Annotated in this window: 16 protein-coding genes; 8 read left to right on the top strand and 8 right to left on the bottom strand. The window is 66.7% G+C overall.

The window, feature by feature from the left end; translation table 11 throughout:
• Positions 1-69: 69 nt before the first annotated feature.
• Entirely contained in the window at positions 70-2817 is a 2748-nt protein-coding gene (locus ACFQRC_RS06075; protein ID WP_379958928.1) for a hypothetical protein, read from the top strand.
• 6 nt (positions 2818-2823) lie between these two features.
• On the opposite strand, the gene ACFQRC_RS06070 is transcribed toward ACFQRC_RS06075, so the two are convergent.
• The 4 genes from ACFQRC_RS06070 to ACFQRC_RS06055 form a co-directional block, all read right to left on the bottom strand.
• Positions 2824-4554, bottom strand: coding sequence for a M10 family metallopeptidase (locus ACFQRC_RS06070; protein ID WP_379958926.1), 1731 nt, complete (start codon positions 4552-4554; stop codon positions 2824-2826).
• Between the two features lie 114 nt (positions 4555-4668).
• The gene (locus ACFQRC_RS06065) at positions 4669-4929 is read right to left on the bottom strand and encodes a hypothetical protein (RefSeq protein ID WP_379958923.1); all 261 of its coding nucleotides are present in this window, start codon (positions 4927-4929) and stop codon (positions 4669-4671) included.
• A gap of 61 nt (positions 4930-4990) precedes the next feature.
• Complete coding sequence (locus ACFQRC_RS06060) at positions 4991-5461, bottom strand: peroxiredoxin (RefSeq protein ID WP_379958920.1); 471 nt, start codon at positions 5459-5461, stop codon at positions 4991-4993.
• Positions 5458-8145: a bifunctional [glutamine synthetase] adenylyltransferase/[glutamine synthetase]-adenylyl-L-tyrosine phosphorylase gene (locus tag ACFQRC_RS06055; protein WP_379958917.1), complete on the bottom strand. Its 2688-nt coding sequence runs from the start codon at positions 8143-8145 to the stop codon at positions 5458-5460. Before ACFQRC_RS06055 ends, ACFQRC_RS06060 begins: the two co-directional genes overlap by 4 nt.
• Positions 8146-8235: 90 nt before the next feature.
• On the opposite strand from ACFQRC_RS06055, the gene ACFQRC_RS06050 reads away from it, so the two are divergent.
• The 7 genes from ACFQRC_RS06050 (at position 8236) to ACFQRC_RS06020 (ending at position 13908) form a co-directional block, all read left to right on the top strand.
• Complete coding sequence (locus ACFQRC_RS06050; RefSeq protein ID WP_379958915.1) at positions 8236-8415, top strand: hypothetical protein; 180 nt, start codon at positions 8236-8238, stop codon at positions 8413-8415.
• A 215-nt stretch (positions 8416-8630) separates the two neighbouring features.
• Complete coding sequence (locus ACFQRC_RS06045) at positions 8631-8876, top strand: hypothetical protein (RefSeq protein WP_379958912.1); 246 nt, start codon at positions 8631-8633, stop codon at positions 8874-8876.
• 58 nt (positions 8877-8934) lie between these two features.
• Complete coding sequence (gene panB / locus ACFQRC_RS06040; RefSeq protein WP_379958908.1) at positions 8935-9807, top strand: 3-methyl-2-oxobutanoate hydroxymethyltransferase; 873 nt, start codon at positions 8935-8937, stop codon at positions 9805-9807.
• A 146-nt stretch (positions 9808-9953) separates the two neighbouring features.
• On the top strand, positions 9954-10679 hold the full coding sequence (locus tag ACFQRC_RS06035; protein ID WP_379958905.1) for a tetratricopeptide repeat protein: 726 nt from the start codon (positions 9954-9956) through the stop codon (positions 10677-10679).
• The gene (locus ACFQRC_RS06030) at positions 10676-11995 is read left to right on the top strand and encodes a PQQ-binding-like beta-propeller repeat protein (RefSeq protein ID WP_379958902.1); all 1320 of its coding nucleotides are present in this window, start codon (positions 10676-10678) and stop codon (positions 11993-11995) included. The genes ACFQRC_RS06035 and ACFQRC_RS06030 overlap by 4 nt, the downstream gene beginning before the upstream one ends.
• A 20-nt stretch (positions 11996-12015) precedes the next feature.
• Complete coding sequence (der, locus tag ACFQRC_RS06025) at positions 12016-13377, top strand: ribosome biogenesis GTPase Der (protein ID WP_379958900.1); 1362 nt, start codon at positions 12016-12018, stop codon at positions 13375-13377.
• Between the two features lie 99 nt (positions 13378-13476).
• A complete protein-coding gene (locus ACFQRC_RS06020) occupies positions 13477-13908 on the top strand; it encodes an Hpt domain-containing protein (protein WP_379958897.1) in 432 nt (143 codons plus the stop codon).
• Between the two features lie 16 nt (positions 13909-13924).
• Here ACFQRC_RS06020 and ACFQRC_RS06015 read toward each other — a convergent pair whose 3' ends face one another.
• From ACFQRC_RS06015 to purL, 4 genes are all read right to left on the bottom strand, one after another.
• Positions 13925-15178, bottom strand: a complete 1254-nt coding sequence (locus ACFQRC_RS06015) for a DUF418 domain-containing protein (RefSeq protein WP_379958894.1) — start codon at positions 15176-15178, stop codon at positions 13925-13927.
• A gap of 76 nt (positions 15179-15254) precedes the next feature.
• Entirely contained in the window at positions 15255-15734 is a 480-nt protein-coding gene (gene bfr, locus ACFQRC_RS06010; protein ID WP_379958892.1) for a bacterioferritin, read from the bottom strand.
• Between the two features lie 92 nt (positions 15735-15826).
• A complete protein-coding gene (locus ACFQRC_RS06005) occupies positions 15827-15997 on the bottom strand; it encodes a bacterioferritin-associated ferredoxin (RefSeq protein WP_379958889.1) in 171 nt (56 codons plus the stop codon).
• A gap of 91 nt (positions 15998-16088) precedes the next feature.
• Positions 16089-18272: a phosphoribosylformylglycinamidine synthase subunit PurL gene (purL, locus tag ACFQRC_RS06000; RefSeq protein WP_379960403.1), complete on the bottom strand. Its 2184-nt coding sequence runs from the start codon at positions 18270-18272 to the stop codon at positions 16089-16091.
• Positions 18273-18342: the final 70 nt, after the last annotated feature.

Here is an 18342-nt window from a genome sequence, read left to right as displayed (position 1 = left end):
CCACCTCCGCTCGCCACAGGCACGGATAAGGAGTAGCCTGTTCGACGGTTGACGACGGGGAGACGAGTCGTGGCTGACATCATCGATCTATCGACGCTCGGTTCGGCGGGCTTCATCATCCAGGGCGATGCCGCCAACGATCTGGCGGGCTTCAGCGTCTCCGGCGCGGGCGACGTCAATGGCGACGGCTTCGGCGACGTGATCGTCGGCGCGCGCGCCGGGGACGACGGCGGCAACGGGGCCGGCGAAGCCTATGTCATCTTCGGCAAGGCAAACGGGTTCGGGACGATCGACCTCACCGGTCTCGCCGCCCCCGATGGTTTCATCATCCAGGGGGATATCAACTACGACCAGGCCGGCCGGAGCGTCTCGGGGGCGGGCGACGTAAACGGCGACGGTTTCGACGATGTGATTATCGGCGCGCCTGAAGGCGACGATGGCGGCTTCCCCCGCGCCGGCGAGGCCTATGTCATCTTCGGCAAGGCAGGGGGGTTCACGACGATCGACCTTACCAGCTTCAACCCCGACAATCCGGGTTACGACCCCACCGACGGGTTCACCATCCAGGGCGGCGATTCCTACGACCAGGCCGGCTGGAGCGTGTCGTCGGCGGGCGACGTCAATGGCGACGGCGTGGACGACATCATCGTCGGCGCGAACGAGGATGAAGTGGGCGGCAATGCGGCGGGTGCGGCCTATGTGATTTTCGGCAACGCTGCCGGGTTCGGAACGGTCGACCTGACCTTCCTCGCCGCGAATGACGGCGTCGGCTTCACGATCCTCGGCGGCGATCCTTCCGACCGGGCGGGCTGGAGCGTGTCGTCGGCCAGGGATCTCAATGGCGACGGCTTCGACGACGTCATCGTCGGCGTGCCCGGCAACGAGGATGGCGGCGCGCCCGGCGCCGGCGCGGCTTTTGTCGTGTTCGGCAAGGCGAACGGCTTCGCCGATATCGACCTGTCGAGCCTCGATCTGGCCGACGGTTTCGCCATCTTGGGCGCGACAGGCTTCGACAATGCCGGGCTCAGCGTCTCCTCGGCAGGCGATATCAACGGCGATGGCTATGACGACGTCATTGTCGCCTCTCCGGAAACCACCAACAACGCCAATGACGGCCGCACCGCCTTCGTGCTGTTCGGCAAGGCCGGCGGCTTCGCGGACATCGATCTCGAATCGCTCGCCCCCGCCGACGGCTTCAGCATCAGCGTCCGCGCCGGCACTACGGGCGACGTCATCAGCAACGTCTCCTCGGCGGGCGATGTCAACGGCGACGGCTTCGACGACATCATCGTCGGCGAGCCTTACGGCGGCGAGGAGGGCAAGGCCTATGTGATCTTCGGCAACGCGGTGCTGGGCGATGTCGACCTCGCCAATCTCGCTCAAGGCGACGGCCTGGTCATCCAGGGCGACACCTTCGGAGACCGGGCCGGCTTCAGCGTCTCGGCGGCGGGCGATGTCAATGACGACGGTTTCGCCGATGTGATCGTCGGCGCTCACAATGGCGATGATGGCGGTGCCCAGGCAGGCGAGGCTTATGTCGTTTTCGGTCGCGCGCCCACGAGCGGCGTCACGCGGACCGGCTCCGCGATCGACCAGACGATCAGTGGCGGCGACTTCAACGACATTCTGAGTGGCCTTGGAGGCGCCGACACGCTGCGCGGCTTCGGGGGCGATGACGTGCTCGACGGTGGCGACGGCGACGACAGCCTCGACGGCGGGTCGGGCACCGACACGGCGCGTTACGCCAATGCCGGGGCGGGCGTGACTCTGCGTCTCGTTCTCACCACGGCGCAGGATACAGGCGGCGCGGGCGTCGATACGTTATCCAGCATCGAGAATGCCATCGGCTCGGGCTTTGCCGACACGTTGAGCGGCACCATCGGCGTCAACCGGCTGGAAGGCGGCGGCGGCCATGACAGCCTGTCGGGCCAGGGTGGTGAGGATCTGCTCATCGGAGGATCGGGCAATGACGTGCTGAACGGCGGCGGCGGCGACGATCAGATGCGCGGCAATCTTGGCGACGACATCTTCTTCGTCCGCGAAGCGGGCGATCAGGCGATCGAAGGGCTGAACCAGGGCCACGACCAGGTCAAAGCGTTCAACGACCACACGATGGCCGCCAATATCGAAGATATGCGGCTGCTCGGCACCGCGCATGTGGGAACCGGCAACGGGCTCGATAACATGATCTTCGGATCGAGCATCGCCAACATCTTGTCGGGCTTGGGCGGCGACGACACGCTTCGCGGCCAGAGCGGGGTCGACGAGCTTCGTGGCGGCGACGATGCCGACATCCTCTATGGCGATCTCGGCAATGACAGCCTGTTCGGCGACGCCGGCGAGGACCGGCTGAATGGCGACGACGGGGTCGATACGCTCGATGGCGGCGTGGGCGACGACCGGCTGTTCGGCAAGGCGGGCGCCGACATCCTCGACGGCGGATCCGGCGACGACGCGCTCAACGGTGGCATTCAGCGCGACACGATGACGGGAGGCGCCGACGCCGACCAGTTCGTGTTCGCCGACGGCGACACCGCCGCCACCCGCAACGGCGCCGACATCGTCACCGACTTCAACAGCGCCGAGGGAGACCGCATCAACCTCAGGCAAACGGACGCCGACACCGGCACCGGCGGAGACCAGAATTTCACCTTCGTCGGCGACGCGGCCTTCTCCGGCGCGGCCGGCGAGCTGCGTTACGGCCACGCCCAGGGCGACACCTTCATCGAAGGTGACACCAATGGCGACGGCACCGCCGACTTCATGATCCGCCTCGACGGCCTCGTCGCGCCGGTGGTGGGGGACTTCGTGCTGTAGGCCGCGCTACCCGAAGACGCTGAAGTCGGCATTGGTGAGCGCGGTTCCCGCCGTCACCGTCGCGAACAGGGTCGCGTCCGCTCCGGCCCCGTTGCCGTCGGCGTCGTAGAATATCCGGCCGGTGGCGCCGTCGTACAGGATGCGGTCGCTGCTGTCGGCGGCGACGTTGCCGTTGCGAAAGGCTGAAGCCCTCAGGGTCCCGTTGAGGGCAATATCGTCGAAAATCGCGCGGTCGAGCATGATCGTGTCGGGGGCGGTCGAGAAATCGAGAATCCGGTCGACATTGGTCGAGGCATTGAGGGCGGTGTCGAAATAGAAGCGGTCCGCGCCGGAGCCTCCGCTCAACCGGTCGTCGCCCTCGCCTCCGTAAAGGCGGTCGTTGCCGTTGCCGCCCCGGACCATGTCCTCGCCGGCGCCTCCCAGCAGACGGTTGGCGGCACCGTTTCCGGTCAGCCAATTGTCGAGGCCGTTGCCATTGCCGTTGATGGTTCCGCCCCCGGTCAGCGTCAGATTATCCAGGTTGGCGCGCAAGGTGAAGGACACCGAGCTGCGGACGCTGTCGGTGCCGCCGGCGGCGCTGCTTTCGATGGCGCGGTCGCGGGCATTGTCGACCATATAGGTGTCGTTGCCGATTCCGCCATTCATCGCATCTGCCCCGCCGCGGCCGTCGAGCCGGTCGTTGCCGCGCCCCCCGCTTAGGCGGTTGACCGCATTGTTGCCGATAATGATGTCGTTGCCGTCGCCCCCGACCGCATTCTCGATCAGCGAGCGCGCGTCGCCTTCAAACTGGAGCGCGTTGGCGATGTTGCCGCGCGCGAAATTGCCGTCGCCGAGATTGGCGATCTGCACGTCCGACAGGGTCGTCCACTGGCCGGGGCGCAGGTCGATCCGAACGCCGTCGTCATAAGCCGAAAGATTGTAGGTGTCGCTGCCGCCGCCGTCCCAGACGGTGAGGAAGACGCGGTTGCCGCCGGGCGCGCCCTGCCCGACGCCGTTGATCGCCATCTCGCCACTATTGGGGTTCCAAGTGTAGACGCTATTGCCGCCATTATGGCTGAAATTGGCGCCATACATATATTGGAGCGCCGCGATGTCGTACATCATCAGGCTCTGGGCGTAGCCGAACGTCTCGTTGGTGTAGCCGCTCAGATCCGCGCCGACATAGGAGCGGTAGGTCATCACCGAAAATTCCATCGAATCATGCGCGGCCGTCATCGCCGGCCGGGCCGGGAAGAATGGCGGATCGGCTTCGTAGACTTCGTGGCCGTGCTTGAGGCCGAGCGCATGGCCGACTTCGTGCAGCAGGGTGCTGTAGTCGTAATCCCCGACTTGGGGATTGGCGACGAGCGCGAAGTCGCCGGTATTGGCATACCAGGAATCGCCGCCCACCGGGTGGGAGGTGGGCGTGTAGGCATGGGCGACCTCGGTGGCGCCGGTGCGGCCGAAGCGGAGATCGGCGTTGGCCGCGGCGCCGCCCGTCGATTCGGTGAAGGTCAGGTTGGCGACCGAGGCGAACTGGGCGAGCACGTCGCGCGCCGCGATCCTCTGGCCGACGGTGAAGGCGGAGAAATTGGTGGTCGGCTCGTCGAGGCCTTCGGCCGGATCGTAATCGGCGGCGTAAGCGGCCGCGGTCGTCGGGAAGCTGAAGCTGAGGGTGGCGACGGCCCATCGGTCCGATTCAAGGAGCCCGTCAATGTCCTGATTACCCGTCAGCGTGACTGGAAGCGTTGCCGGCATGGCCAAAATCCTCTCGATGACACCGCGACACTGCCCCGGCGGGCAGACGCGCAAATTGCCACAGATTGCGCGCGGGCGCTATTCAGATTGCGTCCGCCGCCGCCGCCCCTCGCATCATGGACGGCTTGAGATGAGCCGCTCCCGCTCGGCTCGCGCGGTCTCGACCAAAGGATGACCGCGATGGCGGGCGATGAACAGGTCGTAGGCCGCGATGGTGCCCGCCTTGCGCGCGGCGCACAGCTCTTCCTGGATCGCGATGTCGCCGTCGCGGGCGCGATTGGCGTTGCTTTCAGGCACCGGCGCGCGTCCCTGCGCCGGCGCCGCCAGCGCAATGGCGCAAGCTGCAACAAGCGCGACTCGGAGCCCGATGGTCATGCCGGAAGCCTAGCATGGCGCGTTTGCCCGCCCATGAACGAAAGAAGGGCGGCGCCAACGCTTACGGAAGCTCCCGAGCGGCGGCGAGCACTTCCTCGGCATGGCCCGGCACCTTGACCTTGCGCCAGATGCGCTTGATGACGCCGTCGCGGTCGACCAGGAAAGTGGCGCGGTCGATGCCCATATATTTGCGGCCGTACATCGATTTTTCCACCCAGGTGCCGAACGTCTCGCAGACCGAGCCGTCGGGGTCGGTGGCGAGCGGCACCTTGAGGTCGTATTTCGCGATGAATTTGGCGTGCTTCTTCGCATCGTCCTTCGAGACGCCGAGGATCCAGGTGCCCGCGCTCTCGAATTCCTCCGCCAGAGCCGTGAAATCCTGCGCTTCGCGCGTGCAGCCAGACGTGTCGTCCTTGGGATAGAAATAGAGGACCAGCTTCTGCCCCTTGAAGTCGGCGGGGCGCACAGGTTGCCCCTCCAGCCCTTCCAGGGTCACGTCGGGTACGGGGTCGCCTTCGGCCAGCATCGTCATTCTCCCTTGTCGGCGGCGACGTCGCGCCACAGCTTGAAAATCCTGTGCCGGGCTTCGTCATGCGCCGCAAGCAGGCTTTCCCAGTCGGCCATGCCGCAGGCTTGCGCGACCAGCGGCCGGGTGGCTTCCGGCGGCGCGTCCGATGAGGGAGAAACCAGGCGGAACATCACCAGCATCCGGGTGAGCAGGTTATGGGCCGACACGATTTCGCACGGGATCAGGCCTGCCTCGGCCAAGGCCCTCACCGCGCGTTCGAGCTGGGGATGGAGGGCGGCTCCGTGGCGGAGCTGGAGCGTCTGGACGGCGAATTCCAGGTCGACCAGCCCGCCGTCCCCCAATTTGATGTCATAGGGCCCTTTAGCCGGCTTGTGGGCGGCGATCTCCGCCCGCATCTTCGCGGTGTCGGCGACCAGGCCGGCGACGTCGCGCGGCTGCAGGAGGATGCTCTCGACGATATTGCCCAGCGCGCCACGCGCCTCGTCCGATCCATAGACCGGCCGGGCGCGGGTGAGCGCCATATGCTCCCAGGTCCAGGCGCGGGTCGTCTGATAATCGGCGAAGCTCGGCAGCGAGACGGCGATCAGACCATCCGCTCCCGACGGACGCAGGCGCGTGTCGACATCGTAGAGCGGCCCCGCCGCCGTCGGAACCGACAGAGCGGCGGTGATCCTCGGCGCGAGGCGGTTGAAATAATCGGTGGCCCGCAGCGGCCTCGCGCCGTCCGACTGGGCCTCGTGCGTCCCCGAAAAAAGGTAGATGAGATCGAGATCGGAGGCGTGGGTCAGCGCCTCGCCGCCGAGCCTGCCGAGACCGAGGATGACCAGCTCGGATCCGGGGACGCGGCCGTGCACCGCCTCGAACTCCGCGATGGTGGCGTCGGCGAGCACCCGGATGGCGGCTTCGGCGACGCGGGCATAGCCGCCGGCGACCTCCAGCGGGTCGCTATGCGCCGCCACCAGCTGGACTCCCAGCGCGAACCGCGCGCCGTTGACGCGGCGACGGACCCGGTCGAGCAATATCTGATAATCCTCGCCTTCGCGCTCGGGCCGGGCGAAGTCGCGCGCCAGCGCATCCACCGCGCGCGTCGGCTCGAAGGCGCTGGCATCGATCAGGCCGTCGAGCAGCTCCGGGCGACGGCCGAGCTGCTCGGCCAGCGCCGGCGCGTGGGCCAGGATCGTCGCCAGGGTCCGGATCAGGCCGGGCCGCGCCTGGAGAAGCCGATAGAAATTGACCCCGCTCGGCAGCTTGGTCACGACGTCGTCGAAGCGGTTCATCGCGCGCATTCCGTCCGGCGAGTCGCCGAAAGCCTCGATCAGCGCCGGCAGCATCGCCTCGAACGCGACGCGCGACGCCGCGCCGCGAAGCGAGCGCGCCCGGCCCGACCGCCAGCCCTCGATGCGAAGCCGCCCCGCGGCCGCATCTTCGAAACCGACGGCGGACAGCCGCGCCTCCAGCGCCTGGGGGTCGCGGGGCAGCTCGGAGCCGTCCGCCTCGCCCAACCCGCCGTAGATCGCCGCCACTCTTTCGACATGCGGCTCCAGCAGGTCGAGCAATACCCGGCCATCGGCGAGGCCGTGGAGACGCGCGACATTGTCCAGCGCGCCGGCATCCTCCGGAAGATTGTGGGTCTGGCGGTCGTCGACCATCTGGAGGCGGTGCTCGATGGTGCGGAACAGCCGGTACGCGGCGGCGAGGTCCGACGCCTCGTCGGCCGGGATGCGGCCTGCCTTCGCTAGCGCCGCCAGCGCATCGAGGGTGGCCGGCGCGCGCAGCGACGGCTCGCGGCCGCCATGGATCAACTGGTGGATCTGGGCGAAGAACTCGATCTCGCGGATGCCGCCCCGACCGCGCTTCAGATCGTAGCCCGGGCCGAAACGCTGGCCCTGCGCATAATGGTCGCGGATGCGGCGCGTGATCGCGCGCAGCTCCTCGATCGCCCCGAAATCGAGCGAGCGGCGCCATACGAACGGGTGGATCGCGTCGAGAAAATAAGCGCCGAGCCTGGCGTCGCCGCCGACAATGCGGGCGCGGACGAAGGCGGCGCGCTCCCACGGCAATGCGCTCGATTCGTAATAGGATATGGCCGCGCCCGCCGGCAAGGCGATCGGCGTCACCTCGGGCGAGGGCCTGAGCCGCAGGTCGACGCGGAAGACATAGCCCTCTCCGTCGCGCTTCTGGATGAGCTCGATCAGACTTTGCCCAATCCGCACCGCCGCGCGCGCGGGCTCCTCGCCGGGCTTCACCGGCAAGGTTTCGGGATCGAACAGGAACAGCAAATCGACGTCCGACGAATAATTGAGTTCGCGGCTGCCGAGCTTGCCGAGCGCGACGATTGCGAATCCGCGCGGCTCGGCATCGGGAGTGCGCGCGGCGATGGCGCTCCGCAGCGCCTCGCCCAGCGCGCGGTCGGCGAGGTCGGAAAGCGCCCCCACCACCCGCTCCAGCGGCAAGGCCCCGGCGAGGTCGCCGACGCCCACCGCCAGCGCTGTGGCGCTCCGCTCCCGGCGAAGCGACGCCCCTATGTCGGGCGCGTCGTCGCCGCTCAGCCGCGCCTTCTCCAAGGCTCCCTCGATCGACCCGGCGCGCAGCAGCTCGGTCACGTCCGGCCGTGCTTCGAGCTGGAGCTTCAGGAAGGGGGAACAGGCCGAGGCACGCGCCAGAGCGTCTTCAAAATCGGGATCCATGGGTGTCGCCGTCATGCCACAAACCAGACCAGTTTCGTTGGCGGAGCGCAACTTTTGCAACCGGATAGAACAAAGGACGTTTTAACCCAGGTGAATGTGATGAATCCGAGAAAAGAAGCCATGACTCATGCTTCCTCAAGGCGCTTCGTGAAGGTGGCGCCGCCCACCGTTCATGCCGGCGTGGGCAATGCCTTGCGCGAAGCCTTCGCCATGGACGGCGAAATGCGTTCGCTATGCATGTTCGAGGAGCTTCTTGCCAAGCTCGACTGAGAGCGGCCCGCCCGCGCCAATGGCGATCGGGAAACGTGCGACCCCGGATTTCGTTAAGATTCAAAACACCAAAGCAAGGAAGATCGCGAAAGTCGAGGCCAATCCCGGCTTCCTATGGATGTCGGAAAGTGGCGCTGGGCGGCAGCTTTAGGCGTTCACGCGCCCGCCGCTTTGCGCTATGCAGCGATGGCGACGGGCGCGAGCCGGGAGGCGATATGCTGTTGGTTTGGATCGGGGCGCTTCTCATCGTCATCGGCGTCTTGCTGTCGGCGACGACGACGATCCGGCGGGGACGGCTGAGCGATGCCGAGCCGCCGCCGGCCGAGGACGCGCCCGATACGCTGGAGCCCAAGGGGCGCGGCCGGCGTTTGAGCCTGAAGGCGGACGTTCCCGGCATCGCCCTGTTCGTGATCGGCGCCGCCTTCCTGCTGGCGGCGGCGTTGACCGCCGGGCCGCGCTGAGCGCGACGCTTCATCCTCTCCCTTTGCCATGATGGCGACGAACCTTTAGGCAGACATCATGTCCACCTACACGCTCGACACCTCGACCAGCCGCGCCAATCCCACGCCCGCGCCGATGCGGCGGCTCACCGTGCCGAAGATTCGGGAGAGGAAGAGCGCCGACGGCAAGGTCGACCGGCCGATCGTCATGCTCACCGCTTATACCGCGCGGATGGCGCAGTTGCTCGATCCGCATTGCGACCTGCTGCTGGTCGGGGACAGCCTCGGCCAGGTGATTTACGGCCTGCCCACGACGGTGCCGGTCACGCTCGAGATGATGTGCGCTCATGGCGCGGCGGTGGTGCGGGGGTCGTATCACAGCGTGGTCGCCGTCGACATGCCGTTCGGCTCCTATGAAAGAAGTCCGGCCCAGGCGTTCGACAATGCCGCGCGCATCCTCAAGGAAACCGGCGCGGCGGCGGTGAAGCTCGAAGGCGGCGAGGCGATGGCCGAGACGGTCGCTTTCCTCGTCGCGCGCGGCATTCCGGTGATCGGCCATGTCGGGCTGACCCCGCAGGCGGTGAACGTGCTGGGCGGCTATCGCGCCCGCGGCCGCGACGATGCCGAGGCGGACAAGATCCTCGCCGACGCCAAAGCGGTCGCCGAGGCGGGCTGCTTCGCGCTCGTGCTCGAAGGGGTGATGGAGGAGATCGCCATCGAAGCGACCAAAATGGTCGCCTGCCCGACCATCGGTATCGGCGCGTCGGCCCAATGCGACGGCCAGGTGCTGGTCACGGAGGATATGCTCGGCATGTTCGAGCGCACGCCGCGCTTCGTGAAGCGCTATGACGATCTCGCCGCCCGCGTTGGCGAGGCGGCGGCGGCCTATGCGGCCGAAGTGCGCGCCCGCGATTTCCCGACCGCGGACCAGACCTATCACCCGGCCACGTGAAGCCTTCCGTTCGGCCGTTTGTCTGGATAGAGGGGGCGAAGGGCATTCCGCCGCGCCAATCCTCCGTTCATCCTCGCTATTGTTGAAGGCGGGAATGAGGGAGCCGGCGCCGGCGCGGCTGCCGCATCGATTTTTGGAGACCGTCCTTGGCGATCAAGCCCGCAGACAATGAAAGCTTCTACCGCGAGGTCGACGAGGAGCTTCGCCGCGAGCAACTGAGCGGATTCTGGAAGCGCTACGGTATCGCCGTCGCCGCCGGGCTCGTGCTGCTGATCGCCGTTATCGGAGGCGTGATCTATTGGCAGCACCGCCAGGAGGTGCAAGCGGGCGAGAAAGGCGAGGCGCTCACCGCCGTGTTCGCCGACATCCAGGCCGGCCGAACCGAAGGCGCAAGCGCCAAGCTCGACGCGATCGCCGCCGACGCCGGCCCCGGCTATCGCGCCGCCGCCATGCTGACCAAGGCCGACCTCGCGGTCCAGGCGGGCGACGACGCGGCGGCGGCCGCCGCTTTCAAGGCGGTGGCGGCGGACGGTGAGCTTCCCCAGCCCTATCGCGACCTCGCCCTCATCCGTCAGACGGCGGTCGAGTTCGACACTTTGGCTCCCGCCGCGATCGTCGAGCGGCTGAAGCCGCTGGCGGTTCCCGGAAGTCCCTGGTTCGGCAGTGCCGGCGAGATGACCGCGCTCGCCCATTTGAAGCAGAACAAGCCGGCGCTCGCCGCCCCCATTTTCGCCGCAATGGCCAAGGATGAAGCGCTTCCGCCGAGCATGCGCTCGCGGGCCATGCAGATGGCGGGCGCGCTGGGGGTCGACGCGGTCCAGGCGGAAGATACGGGCGAAGGCCCCGCCACAACGAAGGAAGATGCCGAATGAAGCGACTGATCCTCGCCGCCGCCATGGCCGGCCTGCTGGGCGGATGCGGAATCCTCGAAGGCGACGGCAAGCCCAAGACTCCGACCATCGGCAAGCGCATTCCCGTCCTCTCGGCCGAAACGAGCATCGAGACCGACCCGGCGCTGGCCGACGTGGCGGTGACGCTTCCGCCGGCGGTCGCCAACGCCGATTGGGCCCAGCCCGGCGGCAATGCCGCCAAGACGATGAGCCATGTCGCGCTCGGCACGTCGCTCTCTCGCGCCTTCGCGGTCAGCATCGGCGAAGGCAGCGGCAACAAGGCCCGGCTCGGCGCGGCGCCGGTCGTCGCCGACGGCAAGATATTCACCGTCGATTCCGGGGCGACGGTCAGCGCCTTCGACGCCGGCACCGGCGCGACCTTGTGGCGCACCCGCATCACCGGCGACGGTGGCAACGAGAATGCGCTGTTCGGCGGCGGCGTCAGCTTCGACAATGGCCGGGTCTATGCGACCAACGGCTTGGGATACGCCGCCGCGCTCGACGCCGGCACCGGCGCGGAAATCTGGAAGGTGCGCCCGGGCGGCCCGCTGCGCGGTGCCCCGACCATCGCCAACGACAATGTCTATGTGGTGAGCCAGGACAACCAGCTCTTCGCGCTCAACCCGGCGGACGGCGCGACGCGCTGGAACGAGGCGGGCACGGTCGAACTCGCCGGCGTATTCGGCAACGCCACCCCCGCCGCCGCGCAAGGGACGGTCGTCGCCGGCTATTCCTCGGGCGAGCTCACCGCTTATCGCTACGAGAATGGCCGCACCGTCTGGCAGGACGCGCTCGCCCGCACCAGCATCTCGACGACGGTCGCGGCTTTGTCCGACATCGACGCCGATCCGGTGATCGCCGACGGCCGCGTCTATGCCGTCGGGCAGGGCGGGCGCATGGTGGCGCTGGAGCTCAATACCGGCCAGCGCATCTGGGAGATCAACATCGCCGGCATCTCCACCCCCTGGGTGGCGGGCGAATGGGTCTTCGTCGTCACCGACCAGGGGCAGCTTCTGGCCCTCGCGCGGTCGAGCGGCCGGATCAAGTGGATGACCCAGCTCCCGCGCTGGCGCGACGAGGAAGACAAGAAAGGCCGGATCGGCTGGACCGGCCCGGTCCTCGCCGGCGACCGGCTGATCCTGGTCAACTCGCTGGGGCAGATCGTCAACGTGTCGCCTTATGACGGAAGCATTCAGTCGACGGTCGAAACCGGAATGCCGGCGACGCTGCCGCCGGTCGTGGCCGGCAACACGCTCTACATCCTGCACGACAGCGGCCAGTTGACCGCCTGGAGATAAGGGGGCAGGGCCGCCTCACCATGGCCAAGCCCCCCACCATCGCGATTGTCGGACGCCCCAATGTCGGCAAGTCGACTCTGTTCAACCGGCTGGTGGGCAAGAAGCTGGCGCTGGTCGACGACCGGCCGGGCGTGACTCGCGACCGGCGCGAGGGTGACGCCACCTTGCTCGGGCTCGAATTCCGGGTGATCGACACCGCCGGCTACGAGGATGAGGATCCCGAGACGCTGCCCGGGCGGATGCGGGCGCAGACCATCGCCGCTGTGCGCGAGGCCGATGCCGCCTTATTCCTGATCGACGCGCGCGCGGGCCTCACCCCGCTCGACGAGGAGATCGGCCGCTGGCTGCGGAGCGAGACGACGCCGGTCGTGCTCGCCGCCAACAAGGCGGAAGGGAAAGCCGGCGAGAGCGGCATCCTCGAAGCCTATGCACTCGGCCTCGGCGAGCCGATCGCGATGAGCGCCGAGCATGGCGAGGGCGTCGTCGACCTGTTCGAGCATATCCGCCCGTTCGTCGAGCGCGAGGACGACGAGAAGGATGTCGAGGAAGGAGAGGGGCCGCTCAAGCTCGCCATCGTCGGCCGGCCCAATGCGGGCAAGTCGACGCTCATCAACCGAATCCTCGAGCAGGAGCGGCTCATCACCGGGCCGGAGGCGGGGATCACCCGCGATTCGATCGCGGTCGACTGGGAATGGACGGCACCGGACGGCGAGGCGCGGCCGGTGCGATTGATCGACACGGCGGGGATGCGCAAGAAGGCCAAGGTCGATGACAAGCTCGAGAAACTGTCGGTCGCCGACGCCCGGCGCTCGGTCGATTTCGCCGAGGTCGTCGTGCTTTTGCTCGACGCGACCCGCGGCCTCGAGGTCCAGGATCTCAAGATCGCCAGCCACGTGCTGGAGGAGGGAAGGGCGCTGCTCATCGCGATCAACAAATGGGACATCGCGGAAAATCAGAGCTCCCTGTTCAACGGCATCAAGGGCGCGCTGGAGGAAGGGCTCAGCCAGGCGCGCGGCGTCGGCCTGCTCGCGGTCTCGGCCAAGACCGGCAAGGGGATCGACCAATTGCTCGCGGCCGCCTTCGAGGTCCGCGAAATCTGGTCCAAGCGGGTCTCCACCGGCCAGCTCAACCGCTGGTTCGAACAGGCGATCGAGAACAATCCGCCGCCCGCGCCCGGCGGCAAGAGGATCAAGCTGCGCTACATCACCCAGGTGAACAGCCGGCCGCCGAGCTTCGTCCTGTTCGGGACGCGCGTCGACCAGCTCCCGGACAGCTATCTGCGCTATCTCGTCAACGGGATCCGAAAGGAGCTGGGGTTCGGCGCGGTGCCGGTGCGCCTCGCCGCGCGCCCGTCGCGCAATCCGTTCGACACCAAGAAATGAGCGACGCGACACCGGCGATCACGTCAACCGCCTGTTTACTCCGCGCGGCCTAATATCGCCCCCGGACAAGGTGGACGTAAGACCGGAAGGAACGCGGATTTGCCCGACGAATCCAACGCAATCGTGGACTGGACCGTTTTTTCGCGCACGCGGGCCGAGCTGGGGCCGGGTTTCGTGCGCATCCTCGGCTATTTCCGCGAGGATGGCGAGAAATCGGTCGCTAGGATCGAGGAGGCGATGCAGCGCCGCGACGCGACCGGTCTGGTGATACCGGCCCATACGCTCAAATCGGAGGCGCGCCAGTTCGGCGCCGAGCCGCTGGGCGAGCTGGCCGAGGAGATCGAGTTCGCGGGGCGCCGGGCGATCGAGATGCGCGCCTTTCCCGACGACCTGATTCCCGCCGCCGCGCGGCTGCGGCCGCTTTACGAGCAGACGATGGAGCTGTTCGAAAAGGAAACCAATCCTCTCGTTGAGCGCCGCCCCGTCGTCGGCCGCTCGGGGGCGCACAACCAGGATTTCGGACGCATCTGACCCACGAAGGCTTGGGTCACGTGGCCGTCAATCTCCGCATCGGCTGGCGCTCGCCGCGCGCCAGCGTGCGCCACAGCCATTCGAACGGCCCGTAGCGGTAGCGGTCGAGCCAAGGCTTCGACCAGATCAGCATGACGCCCCACATCGCCACCACGACCAGCCACAACTCGGCCCGGCCCATCGTGCCGTAGAGCCCCAGGCCGAAGCCATAATAAAGCGTGGTCATCAGAAGGCTGGTGCCGAGATAGTTGGTGAAGGCGGCGCGGCCGGCGGCGGCGATGCGCTCGACCAGGGCTCCCCCGCTGCAGGTGGCGAGGATGATGAGCGCGGCGGTCGCGAAGATCATGGCTGGGCGAAAGACCACGGTGGCCGCGAACGTCACCGCGACGATCATCGGCACGCTGTAATCACCCGATACGACCAGCCAGGCCATGACAGCATAAGCGGGAATGCCGATCGCGAAGCCGATGATGAGCGTCCGGGCATAAGCGGCGCGGCTCCATTCGCCCTTGAAGAAGCCGCTCTCCAGCGCCGCCATGCCGAGCAGCATATAGCCCAATGTCTCGCTGCCGAACAGGAACAGGCCGAAGAAGGGGAAAATGACGCCGTCGGTCAGCCGGTCTCCGACAATGCCGGCATAATCGCCGCGATAGAGGGCCAGATCCTCGGCGAGCCGTTGGGCGCCGGGCACGGCGAATTCGGCTTTCATCGCCGTCCATTGGCCGATGACCTCGGCGGTCGCGCCCGGGGCGGCCGCGGCGGCGCTCATCTCGAAGAAGGAGAGCGCCATCAAACCCCCCATGATGAGCTGGGCGACGAGCAGCCAGAAGGCCCAGTGAAGGAGCTTCGGCATCTCACTGGCGCGGAACAGCCAGGCGATCATGCCGATCACGGCGTAGCTGAAGAGGATGTCGCCGTACCAGATGAAGTAATAATGGATGAGGCCGAAGACGGCGAGCCAGAGCATCCGCCGGAAATGGACCGACCACGCGGAACGCCCGCTGGCCTCCGCGCGCTGGATGACGAGCAACATGCTGGCGCCGAACAGGAAGGAGAAGAGCCCGCGCATCTTCCCGTCGATGAAGATGAAGCCGCCGAGCCAGGCGATGAAGTCGCCCGTCGTCTCCATGCCGTAGGCAACAGGGTTCATATAGGCTTCGATCGGCATCGAGAAGGCGACGACGTTCATCGCCAATATGCCCATCACGGCGACGCCGCGGACGATGTCGAGCGTGGCGATCCGCGGCTGCGGTTCCGTGATGGTGGTCATTCCCCCGATTTCTCTGTCAGGCAGTATCGGGGGCGAAACTACAGCAATCAACGCCGCGCACAATCGCGGCGCGCGATCATCCCTCCGATGGCTTCGACTGGAGCTGGATGTAGTTCTGCAGGCCCATCCGCTCGATCATCTCGAACTGGGTTTCGAGCGTGTCGACATGACTTTCCTCGCTCTCGAGGATATCGGTGAAGAGGTCGCGGCTGACATAGTCGCGCTTGGTCTCGCAATATTCGATCGCGCCGCGAAGCTGGACCAGCGCCTCGCGCTCCAGCTCGAGATCGGCTTTCAGCACCTCCTCGACGCTCTCGCCGATGCGCAGACGGCCGAGCATCTGGAAATTGGGCAGGCCGTCAAGGAAGAGGATGCGTTCGGCCAGCCGGTCGGCATGCTTCATCTCGTCGATCGATTCGTGCCGCTCGAATTCGGCGAGCCGCTTCACGCCCCAATTATCGAGCATCCTGTAATGCAGCCAATATTGGTTGACCGCCGTCAGTTCGTTCCTGAGCGCTTCATTGAGCAGCTCGATAACCTTTTCGTCACCCTTCATCGCGGTCTCCTATGTTGCCGCGACCATAGCCTATCGAAGATGCAATTTGAACGAAAAAGCGGCGGAAAACTGCGAAAAATCGGGTGCTTATGCTAGGCAGTCGCACGTTCCGCGGCGATGATCTCACGCGCGAATGAGAAGCATTGGCCGCAGCGCGGCTTGCGGCCGAAAGCCCGGTAGGCGCTGGTCGGGCAGGAGGCGCCGTCGCGCGCGGCCCGGCGCACCTCGGTTTCCTTCAACGCATTGCAGACGCACACGATCATTCGGCTACTCCCTGAGAAGCCGCATATATCTAATGCGAATGTGTCGCAATATCCTTTCACGCAGGATGCGGCGAATGGTTCGCTTTCGCACTCAAGCGAAGGCGGCGTCGGCTCCCATCAGCGCCGGAAAGAAGCCTTCATGGGCGCGGCGGAGTTCATCGAGCGGCACCTCGCGGCCGGCGCCGCGAATCGAATCGCCGCCGGTGGTGCCGATGCGCGTCATCGGGAAGCCCGCTGCCTGGATCGTCTCCGGGTTGCGGCTGGTGACGACGTAGCGGCCCTGATCCTCGCCGAAGGCGGTGGCGTGGTCACCAATCTGCTCCAGCGCGGCGCCGATATTGCCGGCGAGCGCCATCTCGGCGACCGCGACGAGCAGGCCGCCATCGGAGACGTCGTGGACGGCGCTGACCTTGTTCTCGGCGATCAGGCGGCGCACGAACTCGGCGGCGCTGCGCTCCTTGTCGAGGTCGACCGGCGGCGGTGCCCCTTCCTCGCGGCCGGCAATCTCGCGCAGCCACAGCGACTGGCCGAGATGGCCTTTTGTGTCGCCGATGACGAAGATCGCCTCGCCCTCGGCCTTGATGGCGACCGTGGCGGAGGCGCTCCAGTCGGCGAGGAGGCCGATGCCGCCGATCGCCGGAGTCGGAAGGATGGCGCTGCCGCCGCCGGTCGCCTTGCTCTCATTATAGAGGCTGACGTTGCCGGAGACGATCGGGAAGTCGAGCGCCCGGCAGGCCTCGCTCATGCCGTCGAGGCAGCCTTTGATCTGGCCCATGATCTCGGGGCGCTGCGGATTGGCGAAATTGAGGCAGTTGGTGATCGCCAGCGGCGTCGCGCCGACCGCGCTCAAATTGCGGTAGCATTCGGCGACGACCTGCTTGCCGCCCTCGACAGGGTCGGCGAAGCAATAGCGCGGCGTGCAGTCGGTGGAGATGGCGAGGCCCTTGTCGGTGCCGTGGACGCGCACCACGGCGGCGTCTCCGCCCGGGCGCTGGACCGTGTCGGCGCCGACCATGTGGTCATATTGCTCCCAGATCCAGCGGCGGCTGGCGAGGTCGGGCGAAGCCATCAGCTGGATGAGATTGTCGCCTATGTCCCCGTGCGGCGGCACCGGGCCAAGCGGGGCGGGCTTCGGCGTCGGGACCGAAGGGCGGTCGTAGAGCGGCGCTTCGTCGGCGAGGGGGGCGAGGGGGATGTCGGCGACCACATCGCCATTCCACTTGAGCACCATATGGCCCCCATCGGTGACGCGGCCGATGACGGCGAAATCGAGCTCCCATTTGCGGAAGATGCTTTCCGCGAAATCCTCGCGGCCGGGCTTCAGCACCATCAGCATCCGCTCCTGCGATTCCGACAGCATCATCTCATAGGGCGTCATGCCCTCCTCGCGGCAGGGAACGGCGTTCATGTCGAGCTCAATGCCGACGCCGCCCTTGGAAGCCATTTCCACGGATGACGAGGTGAGGCCGGCGGCGCCCATGTCCTGGATGGCGACGATCGCGTCCGACGCCATCAACTCCAGGCAGGCTTCGATCAGCAATTTCTCGGTGAACGGATCGCCGACCTGGACCGTGGGGCGCTTTTCCTCCGAATCCTCGGAAAAATCGGCCGAAGCCATGGTCGCGCCGTGAATGCCGTCGCGTCCGGTCTTGGAACCGACATAGACGATCGGATTGCCGACGCCCGAGGCCGCGGAATAGAAGATCTTGTCGGTGGCGGCGATGCCCACGGTCATCGCGTTGACCAGGATGTTGCCGTCATAAGCGCGGTGGAAATTGACCTCGCCGCCCACGGTCGGGACGCCGACGCAATTGCCGTAGCCGCCGATGCCGGAGACGACGCCGGCGATCAGATGGCGCATCTTCGGATGGTCCGGCCGGCCGAAGCGGAGCGCGTTCAGGTTGGCGATCGGCCGCGCGCCCATGGTGAAGACATCGCGCAGGATGCCGCCGACACCCGTCGCGGCGCCCTGATAGGGCTCGATATAGGACGGATGGTTGTGGCTCTCCATCTTGAAGATGGCGGCCAGCCCGTCGCCGATATCGACCACGCCGGCATTCTCGCCGGGGCCGCAGATCACCTGCGGGCCGGTGGTGGGCAGCTTCTTCAAGTGAATGCGGGACGACTTGTACGAGCAATGCTCCGACCACATCACCGAGAATATGCCGAGCTCGGTGAGGTTCGGCTCGCGCCCCATGGCGTGGAGGACGCGCTCATATTCTTCCGGGGAGAGGCCGTGCTCGGCGATGATCTGCGGAGTGATGCTGTTCGACATGGCCGCCCTGTAAGTCATCGAATGTCGTTTGTCGAAGGGGTGGTTTGAGAGTAGATATGGTCATGGTTTG

The organism is Enterovirga sp. GCM10030262 (assembly GCF_042666435.1).
Classification (GTDB): Bacteria; Pseudomonadota; Alphaproteobacteria; order Sphingomonadales; family Sphingomonadaceae; genus Allosphingosinicella.
Note: the sequence above shows the minus strand (reverse complement) of the source record. Positions and strands in the feature narration are given on the sequence as shown.